This window comes from Streptococcus mitis (assembly GCF_002860865.1).
Classification (GTDB): domain Bacteria; phylum Bacillota; class Bacilli; order Lactobacillales; family Streptococcaceae; genus Streptococcus; species Streptococcus mitis_AT.
Genome location: NZ_PKIE01000008.1, coordinates 22,927 through 46,557 on the forward strand (window position 1 = coordinate 22,927; position 23,631 = coordinate 46,557).

General features: G+C 42.1%; 10 protein-coding genes and 2 pseudogenes. 11 read left to right on the forward strand and 1 reads right to left on the reverse strand.

Annotated features, from left to right (window positions below):
* The first annotated feature begins 1 nt into the window (after position 1).
* From CYK18_RS09360 to CYK18_RS10860, 6 genes and pseudogenes are all read left to right on the forward strand, one after another.
* Complete coding sequence (locus CYK18_RS09360) at positions 2-1,690, forward strand: alpha-L-fucosidase (RefSeq protein WP_101782390.1); 1,689 nt, start codon at positions 2-4, stop codon at positions 1,688-1,690.
* Between the two features lie 100 nt (positions 1,691-1,790).
* On the forward strand, positions 1,791-2,669 hold the full coding sequence (locus tag CYK18_RS09365; RefSeq protein ID WP_101782389.1) for an Rpn family recombination-promoting nuclease/putative transposase: 879 nt from the start codon (positions 1,791-1,793) through the stop codon (positions 2,667-2,669).
* 6 nt (positions 2,670-2,675) lie between these two features.
* Positions 2,676-3,092, forward strand: a pseudogene (locus CYK18_RS09370) (RpnC/YadD family protein); the annotation flags it as partial.
* 419 nt (positions 3,093-3,511) lie between these two features.
* Positions 3,512-11,266, forward strand: a complete 7,755-nt coding sequence (locus CYK18_RS10855; protein ID WP_180948042.1) for a DUF1542 domain-containing protein — start codon at positions 3,512-3,514, stop codon at positions 11,264-11,266.
* Positions 11,239-11,412 (forward strand): annotated as a pseudogene (locus CYK18_RS11250) (MiiA motif-containing surface protein); the annotation flags it as partial. The gene CYK18_RS10855 and the pseudogene CYK18_RS11250, both read left to right, overlap by 28 nt.
* A 9-nt stretch (positions 11,413-11,421) precedes the next feature.
* On the forward strand, positions 11,422-13,251 hold the full coding sequence (locus CYK18_RS10860) for a MiiA motif-containing surface protein (protein WP_180948043.1): 1,830 nt from the start codon (positions 11,422-11,424) through the stop codon (positions 13,249-13,251).
* Positions 13,252-13,364: 113 nt separating this feature from the next.
* Here the strand turns inward: CYK18_RS10860 and CYK18_RS09420 are convergent, their stop codons facing one another.
* Positions 13,365-15,461: a GH92 family glycosyl hydrolase gene (locus tag CYK18_RS09420; RefSeq protein WP_101786297.1), complete on the reverse strand. Its 2,097-nt coding sequence runs from the start codon at positions 15,459-15,461 to the stop codon at positions 13,365-13,367.
* A 170-nt stretch (positions 15,462-15,631) separates the two neighbouring features.
* Here CYK18_RS09420 and CYK18_RS09425 point away from each other — a divergent pair, with 170 nt between their 5' ends.
* The 5 genes from CYK18_RS09425 (at position 15,632) to CYK18_RS09445 (ending at position 23,624) form a co-directional block, all read left to right on the forward strand.
* Positions 15,632-16,912 (forward strand): glycoside hydrolase family 125 protein, encoded by a 1,281-nt coding sequence (locus tag CYK18_RS09425; RefSeq protein WP_101786299.1) that lies wholly within the window; start codon positions 15,632-15,634, stop codon positions 16,910-16,912.
* A 98-nt stretch (positions 16,913-17,010) separates the two neighbouring features.
* Positions 17,011-19,656: an alpha-mannosidase gene (locus tag CYK18_RS09430; RefSeq protein WP_101786301.1), complete on the forward strand. Its 2,646-nt coding sequence runs from the start codon at positions 17,011-17,013 to the stop codon at positions 19,654-19,656.
* Positions 19,657-19,739: 83 nt separating this feature from the next.
* A complete protein-coding gene (locus CYK18_RS09435) occupies positions 19,740-20,609 on the forward strand; it encodes an ROK family protein (RefSeq protein ID WP_180948044.1) in 870 nt (289 codons plus the stop codon).
* The gene (locus CYK18_RS09440; protein WP_101786305.1) at positions 20,603-22,483 is read left to right on the forward strand and encodes a beta-N-acetylhexosaminidase; all 1,881 of its coding nucleotides are present in this window, start codon (positions 20,603-20,605) and stop codon (positions 22,481-22,483) included. The genes CYK18_RS09435 and CYK18_RS09440 overlap by 7 nt, the downstream gene beginning before the upstream one ends.
* A gap of 211 nt (positions 22,484-22,694) precedes the next feature.
* Positions 22,695-23,624, forward strand: coding sequence for an ABC transporter permease (locus CYK18_RS09445; protein ID WP_101786307.1), 930 nt, complete (start codon positions 22,695-22,697; stop codon positions 23,622-23,624).
* The last annotated feature ends 7 nt before the right edge of the window (positions 23,625-23,631 follow it).

Here is a 23,631-nt window from a genome sequence, read left to right on the forward strand (position 1 = left end):
TATGGTAAGAGAAATAAAACCGCATGGCCCCTTGCCTAGTCAGGCCCAGCTAGCGTATTTAGAGGATGAACTAGCAGCCTTTATCCATTTTGGTCCCAATACCTTTTATGATCAGGAATGGGGGACAGGTCAGGAGGATCCTGAACGCTTTAACCCGACACAGTTAGATGCGCGTGAGTGGGTTCGCGTGCTCAAGGAAACGGACTTTAAGAAGTTGATTTTAGTGGTCAAGCACCACGATGGTTTTGTCCTCTATCCGACAGCTCATACAGATTATTCGGTCAAGGCCAGTCCTTGGAGGAGTGGAGAGGGAGACTTGATCCTTGAAGTATCCCAAGCTGCCACAGAGTTTGATATGGATATGGGGGTCTACCTGTCACCGTGGGATGCCCACAGCCCACTCTATCATGTGGATCGAGAAGCGGACTACAATGCCTATTATCTGGCTCAACTGAAGGAAATCTTATCAAATCCTGCCTATGGAAATGGAGGGAAATTTGCTGAGGTCTGGATGGATGGTGCCAGAGGAGAGGGCGCTCAAAAGGTCAATTATGAATTTGAAAAATGGTTTGAAACCATTCGTGACCTGCAGGGAGATTGCTTAATTTTTTCAACAGAAGGCACTAGTATCCGATGGATTGGCAATGAACGAGGGTATGCAGGTGATCCCCTATGGCAAAAGGTGAATCCTGACAAACTAGGAACAGAAGCAGAGCGGGACTATCTTCAGCACGGAGATCCCTCGGGCACGATTTTTTCAATCGGAGAGGCAGATGTTTCCATCCGGCCAGGTTGGTTTTACCATGAGGATCAAGATCCTAAGTCACTTGAGGAGTTGGTAGAGATTTATTTTCACTCGGTAGGGAGGGGCACGCCTCTCTTGCTCAATATTCCGCCGAATCAAGATGGTCTCTTTGACGATAAGGATATCAAGCGTCTCTATGAATTTGCAGCTTATCGTGACGAACTCTATAGGGAAGATTTGGCTCTGGGAGCTAAGGTATCTGGTCCAGCTTTTTCCGCAGCCTTTGGCTGTCATCATCTGACAGACGGCCTTGAGACTAGCTCTTGGGCAAGCGATGTAGACCTGCCCATCCAGCTAGAATTCGACTTAGGGGTGCCTAAAACTTTCGATGTAATTGAGTTAAGAGAAGATTTGAAGCTAGGGCAACGAATTGCTGTTTTTCATGTGCAAGTAGAGGTGGACGGCGTCTGGCAAGAATTTGGTACAGGCTTTACAGTTGGTCATAAGCGTCTCCTGCGAGGTCCGCTAGTAGAGGCACAGAAGGTGCGCGTGATGATTACAGAGTCACAGGATTTACCTGTACTGACCAAGATTTCACTCTATAAAACTCCTAGCTTATCAAAAAAAGAAGTTGTTCAGGGACTAGCATTTGCAGAAAAAAGTCTAGCTGTATCAAAGGGAGAGACTCTTCATTTTAGGATTGAACGTAGCGAAAATAATACTCCTTTAGAGGCTAAGATTTCGATTCAACCGGGGACAGGTGTCCATGGTGTCGCCTATCAGGACGAAATTCAAGTCCTTCAATTCCAAGCTGGGGAATGCAAAAAAGATTTACATCTACCAACCCTGTATTTTGCTGCTGATAAGACCTTGGATTTCTATCTGAATCTGACTGTTGATGGACAACTGGTTGATCAAGCTCATATTTTAGTTGAAACGAGATAAAATATCTTCACAATTCATTTCCTTTTCGAATAAATAGATAGAACCATCGAATCTAACAAAACTAGATTTCAAACTATGGTATAATAGAAGGAGGAAATGGATGATTTTAAGACATCCGGGCATCAGCCCAACCAATGACTTGGTTGCTAAGAAAATCTTTAGCAATCCAGAAATCACTTGTCAATTTATTCGCGATATGTTGGACTTGCCAGCTAAAAATGTAACTATTTTAGAGGGAAGCAATATTCACATCTTACCTTCCCTACCTTACTCAGCTCAGGATTTTTACACTAGTATAGATGTCTTGGCGGAGTTGGACAATGGTACTCAAGTAATCATTGAAATTCAGGTACATCATCAGAATTTTTTCATTAATCGTTTGTGGGCTTATCTATGTAGTCAGGTCAATCAAAACCTAGAAAAAATTCGCCAGCAAGAGGGCAATACTCATCAGAGTTACAAACACATCGCACCTGTTTACGCTATCGCAATTGTGGATAGTAATTATTTCTCAGATGACCTAGCTTTTCATAGCTTTAGTATGCGAGAGGATACGACAGGTGAGGTCTTAACTATCACAAACAATGGTCAAGAAAATCATCTGGTCAAGATGGCATTTTTGGAATTAAAAAAATACAGAGAAACCAGCAAAGATAGCATTCGCAAGCCGTGGTTGGAGTTTTTCGGTAACAAACCTTTTACTCAAGAACCCGAGCGAGCTATAAGTCAAGCAGACCAACTGCTGGACTATAAGAGCTGGTCCGAGGAGGACAGGAAGATGTTTAGTCAACTACGTATGCGCGAAGAACAGGCATTGTTGGCACAGGACTATGCTTTGGAAACTGCTAGGGAAGAAGGGAAACTTTTTGCCTTTCTGGATATGGTCCGCCAAGGTCTTCTAATACCTGAGGTTGCGAGTGAGCAATTAGGCATGACCGTGGCTGAGTTTGAGGAGCTATTGAAAGACCATCATAAATAAGACCTAAAATACAGAGAAACCAGCAAAGATGAGGTTCGCAAGCCGTGGTTGGAGTTTTTCGGGAACAAACCTTTTACCCAGCAACCCGAGCGAGCCATCAGCCAGGCAGATCAACTGCTGGACTACAAGAGCTGGTCCGAGGAGGACAGGAAAATGTTTAGTCAACTACGTATGCGCGAAGAACAAGCCTTATTAGCGCATGACTATGCCTTGGAACAAGCTGAAGAAAAAGGCTTAGAACGTGGTCTTGAACGTGGTCGTGCAGAAGGTATTGAACAAGGTTTAGAGCGCGGGAAAGTTGAAGGAAGGGAAGAGGGGAAACTCTTTGCCTTCTTAGACATGGTTCGCCAACATGCTTTAACTTCCGAATTTGCGAGTGAGCAATTAGGTATGACTGTCGCTGAGTTTGAGGCCTTGTTGTAAGTAGAAAACGATGACATGTTACCGAAATGAGGTAGCATGTTTTATTTTGGGTTCATATGTTTTACGGATAATTTTTTCTTATGCAGTGCAAAAATAGTTTGTTTCACCCATCAAACTTATTTATTTTTACACTACCCCTTTATGAATGCGCTATCTTTGTGAATGGAATTAAAACAAAAGCAAATTTATCATAAACATATGTGAATTATTTATTTATAAAAACAGGAAAACATACCGAGCTGATTTGTCTGAAAATTTCCTAATTTCGCAAAAACTTTTTAAAATTTTTTTGGAAAATTTTAAATCAAATTATTTGCATATATATTGAAAATAAGATAAAATGTAAATTGTAGATTTGTACATACAGGTGTTATGTGGAAATCAAATCAACTAACCTCACAAAAGGAGAAAAGAAAATAATGGGAAACAAACCATCTATGAGTCGTGTTGAACGTCTGCACCGTGAAAAGGTCACGCGTTACTCGATCCGTAAATATAGTTTTGGGGCGGCTAGTGTAGCGGTTGCTGCTCTCTTCATGTTCTTAGGTAATGGAGCTGTATCTGTTCAAGCGGATCAAATCCAACCTGGAGACACAGCTGCTGCTCAGCCAGCAACTCCAACTTTGGACAAGACCCAACTTGAAAGCTACATTTCAGAAATTGAAACAAAACTTTCTAACGGTTCTTACGATAACAAAACTGAGGAAAGTGTTGCAGTATTAAAAGCTGAACTAGAATCTGCAAAAGCTACATTAGCGAACGCAACTACTCAAGCTGAACTAAAAACAGCTTACAGCAAACTTGTCACTACAGCTAACTCTAAATTAAAAAACAAACCTGTAGAGAAAAAAGAAACTCCAGCAGTAGATACAACTGAAGGTAAAGAAACTGTAGGTAAAAAAGCAGAAAACACTGAGAAAAATCCAGAATCTAACTCAATCGAAAATACAGGATCTAATGATGCTCGTAACGGTAAAGAATTAGACAAAAACAATGCTTTCCGTGCTGAAACTGATACAGAAAAACCAAAAGTATCAATTGATTATGATGATCCAGCATCTAAAACATTCTGGGTAACTCCAACAGAAGAAACAAATATCACTGGACGTATTAAGATTACAGATAACAGTGGTAAGATTGTTAAAGGTTGGATGCAAAAAATGGGTGGTGGAACTGATACTAATATAGGGTATGGATTAAACAACTCTAATATTGATTCTGAAACAACTGCAACATCTGACCAACCAGCAACACTTTCTGTTACAGGAACATTACAAGCGCGCCTTAATGGAAATCCGTGGAAAAATGGTTCAACCGTAGTATCACGTAAAGTTCGTGCTAAAGATGCAAGTAACAATGAAATCGATAATGAAGGTTCATCTGATCCAGATTATCAAGTATTCTTCAAAGTTCGTTCACAAAATGTTAAATATACAGAAGATTTAGCGAATAAAGCTGCAAACTTTGATAAAGTTGCGGTAGCTAATCCAGCACAACTTCAACAAGCAGAACTAGATAAAATCAAAGCTAAATTACAAGAAGGTGCTGATAACAACCTTAACGGTAAGATTGCTACAGTTACTCAATCAGGAGATAAAGTTGTTATTACTTATAACGATGGAACAACAGCTGAACGACCAGTAACTGACTTCGCACGTGTAAATGAAAAACCAACAGCTGAATTTCCTTTCTCTGATGCAGCGGCTAAAGAAATTTATGTTTACGGTGCGGAAGAAAACTCATTTGGTATTAAAATCAAAGATGATAGCGGAAAAATTGTAAGTGCTACTTTAAATCAAGGTGGTAACAAAGCTTTTGCTGCAGTTCCAGGTGCAACAAATAAAATTAGTACTCAATATGGATATACAGCGAATACTATTACTGCTGAGACACCAGCAACAGAAGCATCACCAGCAGTTATTACTTACTCAGGTACACCAGCACCAGAAGGGAATTTTACACAAGACAAACTAGATGCAGCGACTAGAGGAGAAACTCCTCCAGGTGTAGTTTTAGGATGGCGTTTCTTACGAGTTACAGACGCTGACGGAGGAGAAATTACAGGGAGAGCAACAGGTGCAGATGACCCAGGTTCCTTCGTTGTTGTACTTAAGCCACAAACTCAAAAATATGATGTTACAAAACCTGAAAACGAAGCTGCTAAAGTACCAGTAGTTGATGCTAATAAAGTAACAGATGCAGAGTTTAAGAAACTAGTTGGTGCAAACAATGCAAACATTAAACTTCACTATTCTAAAACGAATACAGATGCTAACTTAGTTGCGAAACAAGGTCAAAATGTTGACGATAAAGCCGACAAGATTAAATCTGTTACAAAAGTAGATAACAATATGGTGGTAACGTATAAAGATGGATCTACAGATACATTACCATTAACTGACTTTGCACGTACTAACGCAGCACCAACAGTAGAAATTCCATACTCAGTAGAAGGTAAAAAAGACGTTTACGTATATGCTAATGAAGACTTCGATATTCCGATTAAATTTAAGGATGATAATGGGAAAGTAGCATCAGCAACAGTAAAACGTGGTGGAAATATTGATTTAAAACCTAAAGATCCATCTAATCCTGATATTTTAGATAATGAATTTGGTATGACACTAGAGACAATCTCTACAGAAACACCAGCAACTGCAGAAAATCCTGCAATTGTTCATATCAAAGGAAATCTGACTAAAGAAACACCAGGATTAGCTGCAAATAAATTCCCAACAGATGCAGATGGAGAATATTCAATTGTAACTCGTTATGCAACAGCTACAGATACTGATGGTGCATTTATTGAGAATACTGCAACTTCTAAGTCATATGCAACTGACCCAGGTTCATTCACTGTCAAACTAAAAGCTCAAACAGCCAAATATGACATTAAAACTCCAGAGACAAAAGTTCCTGTAGTGGACGCTAATAATGTCACAGAAGCTGAGTTTAATGAGATTAAGAAAAATATTAAAATTCAATACTCTACCGAAAACCCAGATAAAAATCTAGCTGATAAAAAAGGTACAGAAGTAGAAAATCAAGATGATCGTATTGAATCTATTACAAAAGATGGGAACAATGTTGTAGTAACATATAAAGATGGTTCTAAAGATACTAAACCATTAACTGACTTTGCACGTACAAACCCAGCACCAACAGTTGAACTTCCATATTCAAATGTAAACAAACGTCAAATCTATGTTTATACTGGTGAAAATACTGACTTAACATTCACAGGTAAAGACGATACAGCAGTTAAAAACTTATACCTACGTGGACCAGGGGATGTTACTTGGGCTAATGCTAAGGACTATGGATTCAAGATAGGAGCGGTATCTGATAGTGCGGTTTCTGAAGGAGAAGGAACAGTATCTGCTGACAAGAGAACAGCAACTATCAAGATGACAGGTGTTACAACTCTTAAAGCTCCAAACCAATGGACAAGTTTCATTGAAGCTAAAGATAGCGATGATGCCAAATCAATGACAGGCGCAAACTATAATGCTGAAACTGATGACGCAGCACGTCAACAAAAACCAGGATATGTTCAGTTCATCGTTAAAAACCAAACATCTAAATATGACATTGCAGCTCCAACAGAAAAAGTTGCTGTAACAGATCCAGCTAACGTAACAGAAGCAGAATTAGAGAAAATCAAAGAAAAACTACAAATTGAGTACTCTAATAACAATGATGATGCTAACTTAGCTGACAAAAAAGGTAAAACTGTAGATGCTGAAGATGCTAAGACTAAGATTGCCTCAGTAACAAAAGATGCTAAAGGAAATCTTGTAGTAACATACACAGACGGTTCAAAAGACACAAGACCATTATCAGAGTTTGTAACTTTAGACAAACAACCAGCTATCGATGAGGTTAATAAAGCAGCTGAGAAGCAAATTGATGCTATTAATAAAACTCCAAATGCTACTGATGAAGAAAAACAAGCTGCAATTGACAAAGTAAATGCTGATAAGAAAAAAGCTCTTGATGAAATCGCAAAACCTGAAGTTACAACAAAAGATGCTCTTGATAAAGCTCAAAATGCAGGAACTGATGCAATTGCAAAAGATAACCCAGTAGTAGCTAAAAAAGATGAAGCTAAACAAGCAATTGACGATGCATTGACAGCTAAAAACAAAGAAATCGATGATCGCACAGATTTAACTCCAGAAGAGAAAACTAAAGCGAAAGAAGTAGCAAAAGCGCAAGCAGATGTAGCAAAAGCTGCAGTTGATAATGCAACTACAAATGCAGCAGTTGATAAAGCTAAAGCAGATGGAACTACAGCAGTTGCAAATGTAACTCCAGTAGCAAAAGCAGAAGCTAAGAAAGCAATTAATGATGCGTTAACAGCTAAAAATAAAGAAATCGATGCTCGTCCAGACTTAACTGATGAAGAAAAAACAGCAGCTAAGAATGAAGCAAAAGATAAAGCTGATGCACAATTAGCAAAAATCAATGAGCAACCTGATGCAGCAACTACACCAACAGCAGCTAAAACAGCTCAAGATGCAGTAGATGCGGCTAAGAAAACAGGTGTAGATGAAGTTACTGCAGTGAATCCAGTAGCAGTTAAGAAACCAGCAGCTAAGAAAGCTATTGACGATGCTCTTAAAGCTAAAGAAGATGCAATTGACGCTCGTCCAGACTTAACTGATGACGAGAAGAAAGCCGCTAAGGATGCAGCAAAAGCAGCCGCTGATAAAGCTAAAGCAGCAGTCGATGCAGCACCAACAGATGCAGCAGTAGACGCAGCTAAAGGAACTGGTACAGGTGACATTGCGAAAGTTAACCCAGTAGCCAAAGAAGTAGCTAAGAAGGCAGTAGCAGATGAATTAGCTAAGAAAGAAGCAGCCATCGATGCTCGTCCAGACTTAACTGACGAAGAAAAAGATGCTGCTAAGAAAGATGCGCAAGCAAAAGCTAAAGCAGCAACAGACGCAATTAACGCACAGCCATCTAACGCAGAAACACCAGAAGCAGCAAAAACAGCTCAAGATGCAGTAGATGCGGCTAAGAAAACAGGTGTAGATGAAGTTACTGCAGTGAATCCAGTAGCAGTTAAGAAACCAGCAGCTAAGAAAGCTATTGACGATGCTCTTAAAGCTAAAGAAGATGCAATTGACGCTCGTCCAGACTTAACTGATGACGAGAAGAAAGCCGCTAAGGATGCAGCAAAAGCAGCCGCTGATAAAGCTAAAGCAGCAGTCGATGCAGCAACAACAGATGCAGCAGTAGACGCAGCTAAAGGAACTGGTACAGGTGACATTGCGAAAGTTAACCCAGTAGCCAAAGAAGTAGCTAAGAAGGCAGTAGCAGATGAATTAGCTAAGAAAGAAGCAGCCATCGATGCTCGTCCAGACTTAACTGACGAAGAAAAAGATGCTGCTAAGAAAGATGCGCAAGCAAAAGCTAAAGCAGCAACAGACGCAATTAACACACAGCCATCTAACGCAGAAACACCAGAAAAAGCAGCAGAAGCTCAAAAAGCAGTAGACGCAGCTAAGAAAACAGGTGTAGATGAAGTTGCAGCTGTAAATCCAGAAGCAGTTAAGAAACCAGCAGCTAAGAAAGCCATTGACGATGCACTTAAAGCTAAAGAAGCAGCAATTGACGCTCGTCCAGATTTAACTGATGCCGAGAAGAAAGCCGCTAAAGATGAAGCTAAAGCAGCCGCTGATAAAGCTAAAGCAGCAGTCGATGCAGCACCAACAGATGCAGCAGTAGACGCAGCTAAAGGAACTGGTACAGGTGACATTGCGAAAGTTAACCCAGTAGCCAAAGAAGCAGCTAAGAAGGCAGTAGCAGATGAATTAGCAGAAAAAGAAAAAGCAATCGACGCTCGTCCAGACTTAACTGACGAAGAAAAAGATGCTGCTAAGAAAGATGCGCAAGCAAAAGCTAAAGAAGCAACAGATGCAATCGATGCTCAACCATCTATCGCAGAAACACCAGAAAAAGCAGCAGAAGCTCAAAAAGCAGTCGATGGTGCAAAAGATAAAGGTGTAGCAGATGTTAAAGCTGTAAATCCAGAAGCAGTTAAGAAACCAGCAGCTAAGAAAGCCATTGACGATGCACTTAAAGCTAAAGAAGCAGCCATTGACGCTCGTCCAGATTTAACTGATGCCGAGAAGAAAGCCGCTAAAGATGCAGCTAAAGATGCCGCTGATAAAGCTAAAGAAGCAGTCGATGCAGCACCAACAGATGCAGCAGTAGACGCAGCTAAAGAAACTGGTACAGGTGACATTGCGAAAGTTAACCCAGTAGCCAAAGAAGCAGCTAAGAAGGCAGTAGCAGATGAATTAGCTAAGAAAGAAGCAGCCATCGATGCTCGTCCAGACTTAACTGACGAAGAAAAAGCAGCAGCTAAGGAAGAAGCTCAAGCAAAAGCTAAAGAAGCAACAGATGCAATTGATGCTCAACCAGCTAATGCAGAAACACCAGAAAAAGCAGCAGAAGCACAAACAGCAGTAGATGGTGCTAAGAAATCAGGTGTAGATGAAGTTGCAGCTGTAAATCCAGAAGCTAAAGCTAAACCAGCAGCTAAGAAAGCAATCGAAGATAAATTAGCAAAACAATTGGAAGATATTGCTAATACTCCAGATGCTACTGATGAAGAGAAGAAAGTTGCAGCAGATGCAGCTAAAGCTCAAGCAGAAGAAGCTAAGGAAGAAATCGATAAAGCTGGAACAGATGCAGAAGTTAAGCAACTTCAAGAAGCAGCTGAAGGTGAAATTGAAAAATCTGTACCAGTTGTAGAAGATAAACCAAATGCTCGTAAAGCAATTGATGAAGAAGCAACAGCTAAGAAAGCAGAAATCGATGCGCGTAACGATCTAACTCCTGAAGCTAAAGCTAAATTAAAAGCTAAAGTAGATAAAGCTGCTGAAAAATCTAAAGCAGCAATTGATGCAGTAAGTAGTGTAGACGATGTTAATACAATAGAAGAAGCTGATAAGGCGGCTATTAAAGCAATTGGAGAAGTAAACAGACCAATTGATAAAGTATTAGTAAAAGATCCAAGTGCATTAACAGATGAAGAAAAAGCTAAAATCTTAGAAGAAGTTAAGAAAGTTAACCCAACAGCTAAAGAAGTTAAATATGATGAAAATGGAAACATCGAAGTAACAACAGAAGCTGGCGATAAAGGAATTATCAATCCGACAAAATTAGTGAAAACTGAGGACCAATTAGATAACGGTAAAGGTGGAAATGACATTAACAAACCACTTGATAAAGTTATCGTAAAAGATCCATCGAACTTAACTGACGAAGAGAAAGCTAAGATTGTTGCTAAAGTTGAAGAGGTAAATCCAGATGCTATAGTAACGATAGATGAAAATGGAACTGTTTCTGTTTCTACTCCAGAAGGTAAAACTGCAGCAATTCCAGCATCAGAATTAGTAAGAACTAAAGAAGATACTTCTAACCCAGATGCAGGAAATAGTAAAATTATTAAACCAGCAGACAAAGTAGCCGGTGAAGCAAATGATCCAGATGATCAAGCTAAAGTAGAAGAAAAATTAAGAGAATTAAACCCAGAAACTAAATCTGTTAAATTTGATGAAGATGGTAATGCGACAGTTACACTGAAAGATGGAACTACTGCGACAATCCCATCAGAAGATTTATTCAAATCAGAAGTAGATGCAACTAAACCAAATGCAGGCAACGACATCGTTAAACCAGCAGATAAGACAGTAGTAGCAAATCCAGAAAAACTTACAGACGCTGAGAAGAAAGCGATCGAAGATAAAGTTAAAGCTGTAAATCCAGATGCAACAGTAGTTGTAGATGATAAAGGAAATGCGACAGTCACAACTCCAGAAGGTAAGACAGCTGTAATTCCAGCAGCAGACTTGACGAAAGATCCAGAAGCTGCAACTAAACCAAATGCAGGTAACGACATCGTTAAACCAGCAGATAAGACAGTAGTAGCAAATCCAGAAAAACTTACAGACGCTGAGAAGAAAGCGATCGAAGATAAAGTTAAAGCTGTAAATCCAGATGCAACAGTAGTTGTAGATGACAAAGGAAATGCGACAGTCACAACCCCAGAAGGTAAGACAGCTGTAATTCCAGCAGCAGACTTGAGAAAGATCCAGAAGCTGCAACTAAACCAAATGCAGGTAACGACATCGTTAAACCAGCAGATAAGACAGTAGTAGCAAATCCAGAAAAACTTACAGACGCTGAGAAGAAAGCGATCGAAGATAAAGTTAAGGCTGTAAATCCAGATGCAACAGTAGTTGTAGATGACAAAGGAAATGCGACAGTCACAACCCCAGAAGGTAAGACAGCTGTAATTCCAGCAGCAGACTTGACGAAAGATCCAGAGGCTGCAACTAAACCAAATGCAGGCAACGACATCGTTAAACCAGCAGATAAGACAGTAGTAGCAAATCCAGAAAAACTTACAGACGCTGAGAAGAAAGCGATCGAAGATAAAGTTAAGGCTGTAAATCCAGATGCAACAGTAGTTGTAGATGATAAAGGAAATGCGACAGTCACAACTCCAGAAGGTAAGACAGCTGTAATTCCAGCAGCAGACGTAACTAAGTCAGCAGCAGATGCAGGTAAAGCAAATGCAGGAAATGCAGTAAACACACCAGCAGCTAAGGTAGAAGTTAAAGATCCAGCCAAATTAACAGATGAAGAAAAAGCAAAAGTTAAGAAAGCAATTGAGGCAGTCAACCCAGGATCTAAAGTTGTAGTAGACGATAAAGGAAACGCAACAGTCACAACACCAGAAGGAAATACAGCCGTAATTCCAGCAGCAGACGTAACTAAGTCAGTGGCAGATGCAGGTAAAGCAAATGCAGGAAATGCAGTAAACACACCAGCAGCTAAGGTAGAAGTTAAAGATCCAGCCAAATTAACAGATGAAGAAAAAGCAAAAGTTAAGAAAGCAATTGAGGCAGTCAACCCAGGATCTAAAGTTGTAGTAGACGATAAAGGAAACGCAACAGTAACAACACCAGAAGGAAATACAGCTGTAATTCCAGCAGCAGACGTAACTAAGTCAGCAGCAGATGCAGGTAAAGCAAATGCAGGAAATGCAGTAAACACACCAGCATCTAAAGTGGAAGTTAAAGATCCAGCTAACTTAACAGATGCTGAGAAGAAAGCGATCGAAAACAAAGTTAAAGCAGTAAATCCAGGATCTAAAGTTGTAGTAGACGATAAAGGAAACGCAACAGTCACAACACCAGAAGGTAAAACAGCAACAATTCCAGCAACAGATTTAACTAAGTCAGCAGCAGATGCAGGTAAAGAAAACGCAGGAAATGGTGCAAACACACCAGCAACTAAGACAGTAGTTAAGGATCCAGCTAACTTAACAGATGAAGAAAAAGCAAAAGTTAAGAAAGCAGTAGAGGATGTAAACCCAGGATCAACTGTAGTAGTAAATGATAAAGGTGATGTAATCGTTACTAAAGGTGATGGAACAGTATTAGTAATCCCAGAACTTGACTTAGTAATTCCAGAAGATAAATTAACTGATCCAACTCAACAAAATGGTGTAAATACACCAGCAACTAGAGTGTTAGTTGGAGATAAAGCTAAATTAACAGCTGATGAAATTGAAAAAGTTAAAGAATCAATTAAAGCAGTCAACCCAGGATCAACTGTAGTAGTAGACGAAAACGGAAATGCGACAGTAACAACTCCAGAAGGTAAGACAGCAACAATTCCAGCAGCTCAATTAGTTAAAGATGCTAAAGATGTTGCAGCTAAGAACAATGGTGAAAACATCAATGTTGACTTCGAAAAAGAAACAGTAACAGATCTCAATAACTTAACAGATGCAGAAAAAGAAGCTGCAAAAGCTAAGATTAAAGGAGCAAATGATGATGTAGTAGAAGTTATCTTCGACAAAGCAGGAAACGCAACTGTAATTACTAAAGATGGTAAAGTTTACACAATCGTAGCTAAAGATATCTTTAAACAACGTCCTTCTGCAGACAATGGAAGTTCAGCTAATGCTGGTCAAACAGCGTCAGCACAAGCAAATGCGCGTAAAGCAGCTAAAGAGTTGCCAAATACAGGTACAGCAGATTCTACTGTAGCTATGGTAGCAGCTGCCGCAAGTGCAGTACTTGGTCTTGGTCTTGCAGGCCGTCGTCGTAAAGAAGACGAAGAAGCTTAAATGGTAGATTGTTTGATAATTATCAGATGATAAGTCCGATTTTCAAAGCTTAAACAAGTACCTCTCGTAAGAAAATCTCCTAGCAGGAAAGTCTGCTAGGAGATTTTTGCATTTCAGGAAGTGGACGGCTGACTGGGTAACCAGCTAAGTGTAAAGGTTAGCTGCTCAGCTTTTAAGAGGTCTTGGTGTTGAATAGTTGATACAAGAGTTGTGTCCAGTCGACATTCTTTGACAAAGTTGAAGTGGCTGTGGTTTTGCTCAGTATGAATATCTAGCCATTTATTTTCTTTAGCTAGGTAGATACGGAGGTGGTCAAAGAGAGGGATTCCGAGATCATAGCTTGGTTTTCCTGGACAGGTCGGATAAAATCCGAGAGCGGACCAGATGTACCAGGCCGAGAGACTACCATTGTCTTCATCGCCAGGATAGGCTTGCCAGCTTGGATGAAAGGCTTTCTGACGGAGAGTCTTGATAAGAAGGGCAGTATAGTCAGGGTAGTCGCTGTAGCGGAAGAGATAAGGAATGTGGAAGCTCGGCTGGTTGGAAATGGCGAGTTGTCCAAAAGGAGCAGTAGCCATCTCGCTCATTTCGTGAATCTCGTAACCATAGCCTGTTGTCTCAAAGAGGGGAGCCTCCTGACAGGCTTTCAAAAGGTAGCGACTAAAGGCTTCTTTTCCACCCATAAGCTGGATTAAGTCTGGGATGTCGTGGAGGACGCCTAAAGTTGCTTGAATGGCAGAGCATTCGGCATAGTCGCGTCCCCAACTATAAGGAGAAAAGTCAGGGCGGAAGTTGCCTTGACCATTACGCGCTCGCATGTAACCTGTCTCAGCGTCAAATAGATGGCAGTAATTTTGTAATGCAGCCTTGTAGGTCTCAGCGATTTCTATTTTTCCTCGTTTTTCGGCACAGCTGGCGATACAAAAGTCACTATAGGCATAGTCTAGGGTGTGGCTGACGCTTTCGTGGTGGTCGATAGAGAGGTAGCCCAGTTCTTGGTATTGTGCTAGTCCGTGACGGCCATTGATACCGATAGGGTCGGCCTTGCTGGCTGTTTCAAGCATGGCTTGGAGGAGTTCTTCTTCTAGGTCGGGGGCCATGTCCTTGCAGGCGCTATCTGCGATAATACCGTCTAAAAGTGTACCTGGCATCATACCCCGTTCATCTGGAGCCAGCCATTTTGGAAGAAAACCAGTATCGCGGTGGCTATTGAGGAAACCTTCTAAAAAGCGGTGATAGTGCTCCGGTATGATAATGGCAAAGAGGGGGAAGGTGGTGCGGAAGGTATCCCAGAAACCATTGTTGCTAAAGAGGACACCAGGCTTGACAGTTCCAGTAACCAGATCCATGTGGATGGCTTGCCCTGATTCATCAACCTCATAAAAAGTTTGTGGGAAGAGGAAGAGTCTGTAGAGACAGTGGTCAAAGAAGGTTCGGTCAGCCTCTCCTGTCTCTATAACATCAAAACGATGGAGAAGATTTTCCCAATCCGCTTGGGCACTTACTTTACAGCTTTTAAAATCTTCTTTAGGTAGATTGATTAGTGCTTGAGAAGGGGAGATGAAAGAAGTGGCTAGCTGAATCTCGGTTTGACTACTTGCTAAGTCAATTCGCCAGTCTTCACCTTCTTGGCTGACAGCAAGAATATCCGTATTCATTTTCAGGGCAGTGAAGAGTATCAGTGGATTTTTGTTGGTCTCAGTTTTTCCCTCTTGTCGCAGGGCAAGAGTTCGCTTATTCACCTGCTCCACTGTCAGTTTATCTGCTGCGTGAAGGTAGAGGGAGAGGGCTTTGCCTTGCTTTTGCTCCAAACGAATAGAAGCACCGTAGCAAGTCGGTGTGAGCTGGGTTTCAATCTGATAGCGCAGGGAGAAAATTTTCAGATAATGGGGTTGGAAAGAGGCCTTATCCATATCATAGGAAGACTGACGATGGAAGAGGCTGTCTCCACCTAGCTGGCCTGTAACAGGTGTCAGGAGGAGCCAAGAGTAGTCCCCAATCCAAGGACTGGGCTGGTGAGTTAATCGAATCCCCTGAAATATGGGCAGATGTGGATCGAAAAACCAAGATCCATCCTGGTCGCTGGTTTGGGGTACAAAGTAATTCATCCCAAAAGGCACGCCTGTGTAAGGCAGGGTATTTCCCCGAGAAAAGGCATGCTTACTGGCAGTTCCAAAGCGGGTATCGATGGTTTCAAGTAGTGGTTTCATAGTCTTTCCTTTAGCTGTTTTTCTACATTATATCAGAAAAAGATAACCTTTAGAAAAGGAGTTTCAAAGATAACTATTTTGTAGAAAAATGACTATCATTTGTGTATGTATTTTCTGTCCCAAAAGCTATATACTGAAAATGAAACTTGTTTGAAAGAGGATACTGCACGATGATTTATTCAAAAGAAATTGTTAGAGAATGGCTAGATGAAGTAGCAGAACGTGCTAAGGACCATCCAAAATGGGTGGATGTTTTCGAGCGTTGCTACACCGACACCTTGGACAATACGGTTGAAATCCTAGAAGATGGTTCAACCTTTGTCTTGACCGGGGACATTCCTGCTATGTGGCTTCGAGATTCGACAGCTCAACTCAGACCCTACCTTCATGTGGCTAAAAAAGATTCCCTCCTGCGTCAGACCATTGCAGGTTTGGTCAAACGTCAAATGGCCTTGGTACTCAAGGATCCCTATGCCAATTCCTTCAACATTGAGGAAAACTGGAAGGGTCACCACGAGACAGACCATACCGACCTTAATGGCTGGATTTGGGAACGCAAGTATGAGGTGGACTCGCTTTGCTATCCTTTGCAGTTGGCTTATCTCCTCTGGAAAGAGACTGGCGAGACTAGTCAGTTTGATGAAACTTTTGTCACAGCGACTAAGGAAATTCTCCATCTGTGGACGGTAGAACAAGACCACAAGAACTCTCCTTATCGTTTTGTCCGAGATACGGACCGCAAGGAAGACACTTTGGTAAATGATGGTTTTGGTCCTGACTTTGCCGTGACAGGAATGACCTGGTCAGCCTTTCGTCCAAGTGATGACTGTTGTCAATATAGCTACTTGATTCCATCAAATATGTTTGCAGTTGTTGTTTTAGGGTATGTCCAAGAAATCTTCGCAGAACTAGCCCTAGCTGATAACCAGAGTGTTATTGCTGATGCTAAGCGTCTCCAGACTGAGATTCAAGAAGGAATCGAAAACTATGCTTACACCACCAACAGTAAGGGCGAAAAGATTTATGCCTTTGAAGTGGATGGTCTAGGAAATGCTAGCATTATGGATGATCCAAATGTACCAAGTTTGTTGGCTGCGCCTTATCTGGGCTACTGCGATGTCAACGATGAAGTGTATCAAGCAACTCGTCGCACCATTCTGAGCCCTGAAAATCCCTACTTCTACCAAGGAGAATACGCTAGCGGTCTCGGAAGTTCTCATACCTTCTATCGCTATATCTGGCCCATCGCCCTTTCTATCCAAGGCTTGACAACAACAGACAAGGCAGAGAAGAAATTCTTGCTGGATCAGCTGGTTGCTTGCGATGGTGGTACAGGTGTTATGCATGAAAGCTTTCACGTAGATGACCCAACTCTCTACTCTCGTGAATGGTTCTCTTGGGCTAACATGATGTTCTGTGAGTTGGTCTTGGATTACTTGGATATCCGCTAAGGAACACGCTTTAGCGCAACTGATTCTTGGAAAGAATCACAAATTTACATTTAAAACGTTAACAATAAAAATTTAAATTTAGAATGAGGTTTTACTTCATGGGAAATGTTGTCGTACATATTATCTCACATAGTCACTGGGATCGTGAGTGGTACTTGCCTTTTGAAAGCCACCGTATGCAGTTGGTGGAATTGTTTGACACTCTCTTTGATCTCTTTGAAAATGACCCTGAGTTCAAGAGCTTCCACTTGGATGGGCAAACCATTGTCCTTGATGACTACTTGGAGATTCGCCCTGAAAATCGCGACAAAGTTCAGCGCTACATCGACCAAGGAAAATTGAAAATTGGTCCCTTTTACATCTTGCAGGATGATTACTTGATTTCCAGCGAAGCCAATGTCCGCAACACTCTTATTGGTCAGCAAGAAGCTGCAAAATGGGGCAAATCCACTCAGATTGGTTACTTCCCAGATACCTTTGGAAATATGGGGCAAGCTCCTCAAATCCTTCAAAAATCAGGCATTCACGTGGCAGCCTTTGGTCGTGGTGTGAAACCGATTGGATTTGACAACCAAGTTCTCGAAGATGAGCAGTTTACTTCTCAGTTTTCAGAAATGTATTGGCAGGGTGCGGACGGAAGTCGTGTCCTCGGGATTCTCTTTGCCAACTGGTACAGTAATGGGAATGAAATTCCAGTTGATAAAGACGAGGCCTTGACCTTCTGGAAACAAAAATTGGCAGACGTTCGTGACTATGCTTCGACCAACCAATGGTTGATGATGAACGGCTGTGACCACCAGCCTGTTCAGAAAAATCTGAGCGAAGCCATTCGTGTGGCAAATGAACTCTTCCCAGATGTGACCTTTGTTCACAGTTCTTTTGATGAGTATGTTCAAGCTGTGGAAGGTGCCCTACCAGAGCAGTTATCAACGGTTACAGGCGAGTTGACCAGTCAGGAAACTGATGGCTGGTACACACTTGCCAACACTTCTTCATCCCGTATTTACCTCAAACAAGCCTTCCAAGAAAACAGCAACCTCCTAGAGCAAGTTGTAGAACCCTTGACTATTATTACTGGGGGCCACAACCACAAGGATCAGTTGACCTATGCTTGGAAAACTCTTTTGCAGAACGCGCCTCATGATAGTATCTGTGGCTGTAGCGTGGACGAAGTTCACCGTGAGATGGAAACTCGTTTTGCCAAGGTTAACCAAGTTGGAAACTTTGTGAAGAGCAATCTTCTTAACGAGTGGAAGGGCAAAATCGCTACAGCTAAGGCTCAAAGTGATTATCTCTTTACTGTCATTAACACAGGATTGCATGATAAGGTTGATACTGTCAGCACAGTGATTGATGTGGCGACTTGTGATTTTAAGGAATTGCACCCAACAGAAGGCTACAAGAAGATGGCTGCTCTTACCTTGCCAAGTTACCGTGTGGAGGACTTGGATGGTCGTCCTGTAGAGCCTAAAATCGAGGATCTTGGAGCTAATTTTGAGTATGATTTACCAAAAGACAAGTTCCGCCAAGCTCGTATTGCTCGACAAGTGCGCGTGACCATTCCAGTTCACCTAGCGCCACTTTCTTGGACAACCTTCCAATTGCTGGAAGGAGAACAAGAACACCGTGAAGGCATTTACAAAAACGGGGTGATTGATACACCATTTGTAACGGTGAGTGTGGATGACAATATCACAGTTTATGATAAGACAACTCACGAAGCTTACGAAGACTTTATCCGCTTCGAAGACCGTGGAGACATCGGAAACGAGTATATCTATTTCCAACCACAAGGAACAGAGCCAATCTATGCAGAGCTTAAGGGCTACGAGGTCTTGGAAAACACAGCTCGCTATGCTAAGATTTTGCTCAAACATGAGTTGACCGTGCCTGTCAGTGCGGACGAAAAGCTAGAAGAAGAACAAAAAGGTATCATCGAGTTTATGAAGCGTGAAGCTGGACGTTCAGAAGAGTTGACAAGCCTTCCGCTGGAAACTGAGATGACTGTCTTTGTTGACAATCCACAAATCCGTTGCAAAACTCGCTTTACCAACACTGCCAAAGACCACCGTATCCGTCTCTTGGTCAAGACTCATAACACGCGTCCATGCAACGATTCTGAAAGCATCTATGAGGTGGTGACACGACCAAACAAACCAGCTGCTTCATGGGAAAATCCTGAAAATCCTCAACACCAACAGGCTTTTGTCAGTCTGTATGACGATGAAAAAGGTGTGACGGTATCCAACAAGGGATTGAATGAATACGAAATCCTTGGGGACGACACTATTGCAGTGACGATTTTGCGTGCATCAGGTGAGTTGGGTGACTGGGGTTACTTCCCAACACCAGAAGCTCAGTGTTTGCGTGAGTTTGAAGTCGAGTTTGCTCTCGAATGCCACCAAGCCCAAGAACGCTTCTCAGCTTTCCGTCGTGCTAAAGCCTTGCAGACACCATTTACAGCTCTTCAAGTTGCAAAACAAGAGGGTAGCGTGGCTGCGACTGGTAGCCTTTTGAATCATTCTGTTCTCAACATACCGCAAATCTGTCCAACAGCCTTTAAGATAGCTGAAAATGAAGAAGGCTATGTCCTTCGTTACTACAATATGTGTAGTGAAAATGTACGTGTACCAGAAAGTCAACATCTCTTCCTTGACCTACTTGAACGACCATACCCAGTTCATAGAGGCCTCATTTCACCACAAGAGATTCGTACAGAATTCATCGAAAAAGAAGAAATTTAATTTCAAAAAGTAGACATAAAAAGAAAGGAGGGGCGAAAAAGTAAGGACTAACTGCTGATTCGCCCCTTTTTATGGTAAAAACAATGACCATTGCAACGATTGATATCGGAGGGACTGGGATTAAGTTCGCCAGTCTGACTCCTGATGGGAAAATACTGAATAAGACAAGCATTCCAACGCCTGAAAGTTTGGAGGATTTATTAGCTTGGTTAGACCAGCGTTTGTCAGAGCAGGATTACAGTGGGATTGCTATGAGTGTTCCAGGCGCGGTCAATCAAGAGACGGGTGTGATTGATGGCTTCAGTGCGGTGCCCTACATCCATGGCTTTTCTTGGTATGAAGCACTTGCCCATCATCAGCTACCTGTCCATCTGGAAAATGATGCCAACTGCGTTGGACTCAGTGAATTACTGGCTCATCCAGAGCTTGAAAATGCAGCCTGTGTCGTGATTGGGACAGGGATTGGCGGAGCTATGATTATCAATGGCAGACTTCATCGAGGTCGCCACGGCCTGGGTGGAGAATTTGGCTACATGACAACCCTTGCCCCTGCTGAAAAGCTCAACAACTGGTCGCAACTAGCGTCAACTGGGAATATGGTGCGCTACGTGATTGAAAAATCTGGTCAGACTGATTGGGACGGTCGCAAGATTTACCAAGAAGCCGTAGCTGGCGATATCCTTTGCCAAGAAGCTATTGAGCGCATGAACCGCAATCTGGCGCAAGGTTTGCTTAATATCCAGTATCTCATCGATCCAGATGTTATCAGTCTGGGAGGCTCTATCAGCCAAAATCCAGACTTTATCCAAGGTGTCAAGAAGGCTGTCGATGACTTTGTCGATACCTACGAAGAATACACGGTCGCACCTGTTATTCAAGCCTGCACCTATCACGCAGATGCCAATCTCTACGGTGCCCTTGTCAATTGGCTACAGGAGGAAAATCAATGGTAAGATTTACAGGAATTAGCAGTAAACAACATCAAGCTATAGAGTTGCTTCAAAAGCACATTTCTCTACCAGATGTCGAAGTAGCTGTCGCCCAATCTGACCAAGCCTCTATCTCTATCAAGGGTGAGAGTGGTCATTATCAATTAACCTACCGCAAACCCTACCAACTTTATCGAGCCTTGTCCTTGTTGGCAACGGCTCTAGTAGAATCTGACAAGGTCGATATTGAAGAACAGGCAGCATATGAAGATTTAGCCTATATGGCGGATTGTTCCCGTAATGCGGTTCTAAATGTTGCATCTGCCAAGCAGATGATTGAGGTCTTGGCTCTCATGGGCTATTCAACCTTTGAACTTTACATGGAAGACACCTACCAGATTGAGGGGCAACCTTACTTTGGCTATTTCCGTGGAGCCTACTCAGCTGAGGAATTACATGAAATCGAAACCTATGCCCAGCAGTTTGACATGACCTTTGTGCCTTGTATCCAGACCTTGGCCCACTTGTCAGCCTTCGTCAAATGGGGTGTCAAAGAAGTCCAGGAGCTCCGTGATGTAGAGGACATTCTTCTCATTGGCGAAGAAAAGGTCTATAACCTGATTGATGGCATGTTTGCCACTCTGTCTAAACTGAAGACTCGCAAGGTCAATATCGGGATGGACGAAGCCCACTTGGTCGGCTTGGGACGTTATTTGATTTTGAATGGAGTAGTAGACCGTAGTCTCCTTATGTGCCAACACTTGGAGCGCGTGCTGGATATTGCTGACAAATATGGTTTCCACTGCCAGATGTGGAGTGATATGTTCTTCAAACTCATGTCAGCGGATGGTCAGTACGACCGTGATGTGGAAATTCCAGAGGAAACGCGAGTTTACCTAGACCGCCTCAAAGACCGTGTGACCTTGGTTTACTGGGATTACTACCAGGATAGCGAGGAAAAATACAACCGTAATTTCCGCAACCACCACAAGATTAGTCATGATCTTGCCTTTGCAGGTGGAGCTTGGAAGTGGATTGGGTTCACACCCAACAACCATTTCAGCCGTCTCATTGCTCTTGAAGCTAACAAATCCTGTCGTGCCAATGACATCAAAGAAGTCATTGTAACGGGTTGGGGGGACAATGGTGGGGAAACCGCTCAGTTTTCTATCCTACCAAGCTTGCAAATCTGGGCAGAACTCTGCTACCGCAATGACCTAGACCGTTTGTCTGCTCATTTCCAGATTAATACAGGTCTATCAGTTGAGGATTTTATGCAGATTGACCTTGCCAACCTCTTGCCAGACCTACCAGGCAATCTCAGTGGCATCAATCCTAACCGCTATGTCTTTTACCAGGATGTTCTCTGCCCTCTTCTTGATAGACACATGACACCTGTACAGGACAAACCGCACTTCGCTCAGGCTACTGAGACACTTGTTGAAATCAAAGAAAAAGCAGGAAATTATGCTTATCTCTTTGAAACTCAGGCCCAGTTGAATGCTATTTTAAGTTCTAAAGTCGATGTAGGACGACGCATCCGTCAGGCCTACCAAGCGGATGATAAAGAAAATCTAAAAGAAATCGCAAGACAAGAATTACCAGAACTTAGAAGCCAAATCGAACACTTCCATGCCCTCTTTAGCCACCAATGGCTGAAAGAAAACAAGGTCTTTGGCTTGGATACAGTTGACATCCGTATGGGCGGACTCTTGCAACGCATTAAGCGAGCAGAAAGTCGCATCGAGGCTTATCTGGCTGGTCAAATTGACCGCATCGAAGAACTAGAAGTAGACATCTTGCCATTTACTGACTTCTACGCAGACAAGGATTTCGCAGCCACAACAGCCAACCAGTGGCATACTATTGCGACAGCTTCAACGATTTACACGACATAAAAAACAAGAACACCATGCTCTTACTCAGAGTGTTTCCCGTGAAACATCCCTTTCTTAAAAAAGTACTCCACATAAAATAATTTGTGGAGTTTTTTCTATAATTAGTAGTTTAACCTAACCTGCAAATAGGAGTATACTAATAATGTAATCGTTATCAAAAGTCTAAAAAGGAATTTTTAGATGGATATCAAAATAAAAAAGGGAGGAAATTATGAATAAGTTTTCAAAAACCTTGAGAGACAACTGGATCTTTCTCTTGATGGTTTTACCAGGGGCACTCTGGTTGATTCTATTCTTCTACATTCCAGTATTTGGGAACGTGGTTGCCTTTAAAGACTACCACATGACAAGTAATGGTTTCATAGATAGTATCATGAATAGTAAATGGGTCGGACTCGATAATTTCAGATTCTTGTTTAGTTCAAAAGACGCCTTTATTATCACACGAAATACTGTCCTCTACAATCTCGGCTTTATCTTTATCGGTTTGATTGTATCTGTAGGGATTGCCATCATCCTCAGTGAACTCCGTTCTAAGAGAATGGTTAAGATCTTCCAAACTTCTATGTTGTTCCCTTACTTCTTGTCTTGGGTTATCATCAGTTTCTTTACAGATGCCTTCCTAAACATCGATAAAGGGGTCTTCAACCATTTCCTAGAATCTATCGGAATGAAGGAAGTCAATTTCTACGCTGACTTGGGTATCTGGCCATATCTCCTCCTTTTCCTAGGTATTTGGAAAGGTTTTGGATATAGCAGTGTCATGTACTATGCGACAATCATGGGAATTGATCCAACCTACTACGAAGCAGCAACAGTGGACGGGGCTAGCAAATGGCAACGCATTCGCAATGTAACCATTCCGCAGTTGACACCATTGGTAACTGTATTGACTATCCTTGCAGTCGGAAACATCTTCCGTGCAGACTTTGGTCTCTTCTACCAAATCCCACACAATGCTGGTCAGCTTTACAACGTAACCAACGTCTTGGACGTATATGTTTATAACGGTTTGACTCAGACAGCGGATATCGGGATGGCTTCAGCGGCAGGTCTCTACCAATCAGTTGTCGGCTTGATTCTGGTTATCCTATCAAACTTACTTGCAAGACGAGTTGATCCAAACTCAGCCTTGTTCTAGAAAGGAG

Coding starts and splice junctions, on each gene's coding strand:
- CYK18_RS09365 (WP_101782389.1), top strand. CDS start 1,791: ATGATTTTAAGACATCCGGGCATCAGCCCAACCAATGACTTGGTTGCT.
- CYK18_RS09430 (WP_101786301.1), top strand. CDS start 17,011: ATGGGAAATGTTGTCGTACATATTATCTCACATAGTCACTGGGATCGT.
- CYK18_RS09440 (WP_101786305.1), top strand. CDS start 20,603: ATGGTAAGATTTACAGGAATTAGCAGTAAACAACATCAAGCTATAGAG.
- CYK18_RS09425 (WP_101786299.1), top strand. CDS start 15,632: ATGATTTATTCAAAAGAAATTGTTAGAGAATGGCTAGATGAAGTAGCA.
- CYK18_RS09360 (WP_101782390.1), top strand. CDS start 2: ATGGTAAGAGAAATAAAACCGCATGGCCCCTTGCCTAGTCAGGCCCAG.
- CYK18_RS09420 (WP_101786297.1), bottom strand. CDS start 15,461: ATGAAACCACTACTTGAAACCATCGATACCCGCTTTGGAACTGCCAGT.
- CYK18_RS09445 (WP_101786307.1), top strand. CDS start 22,695: ATGAATAAGTTTTCAAAAACCTTGAGAGACAACTGGATCTTTCTCTTG.
- CYK18_RS10855 (WP_180948042.1), top strand. CDS start 3,512: ATGGGAAACAAACCATCTATGAGTCGTGTTGAACGTCTGCACCGTGAA.
- CYK18_RS09435 (WP_180948044.1), top strand. CDS start 19,740: ATGACCATTGCAACGATTGATATCGGAGGGACTGGGATTAAGTTCGCC.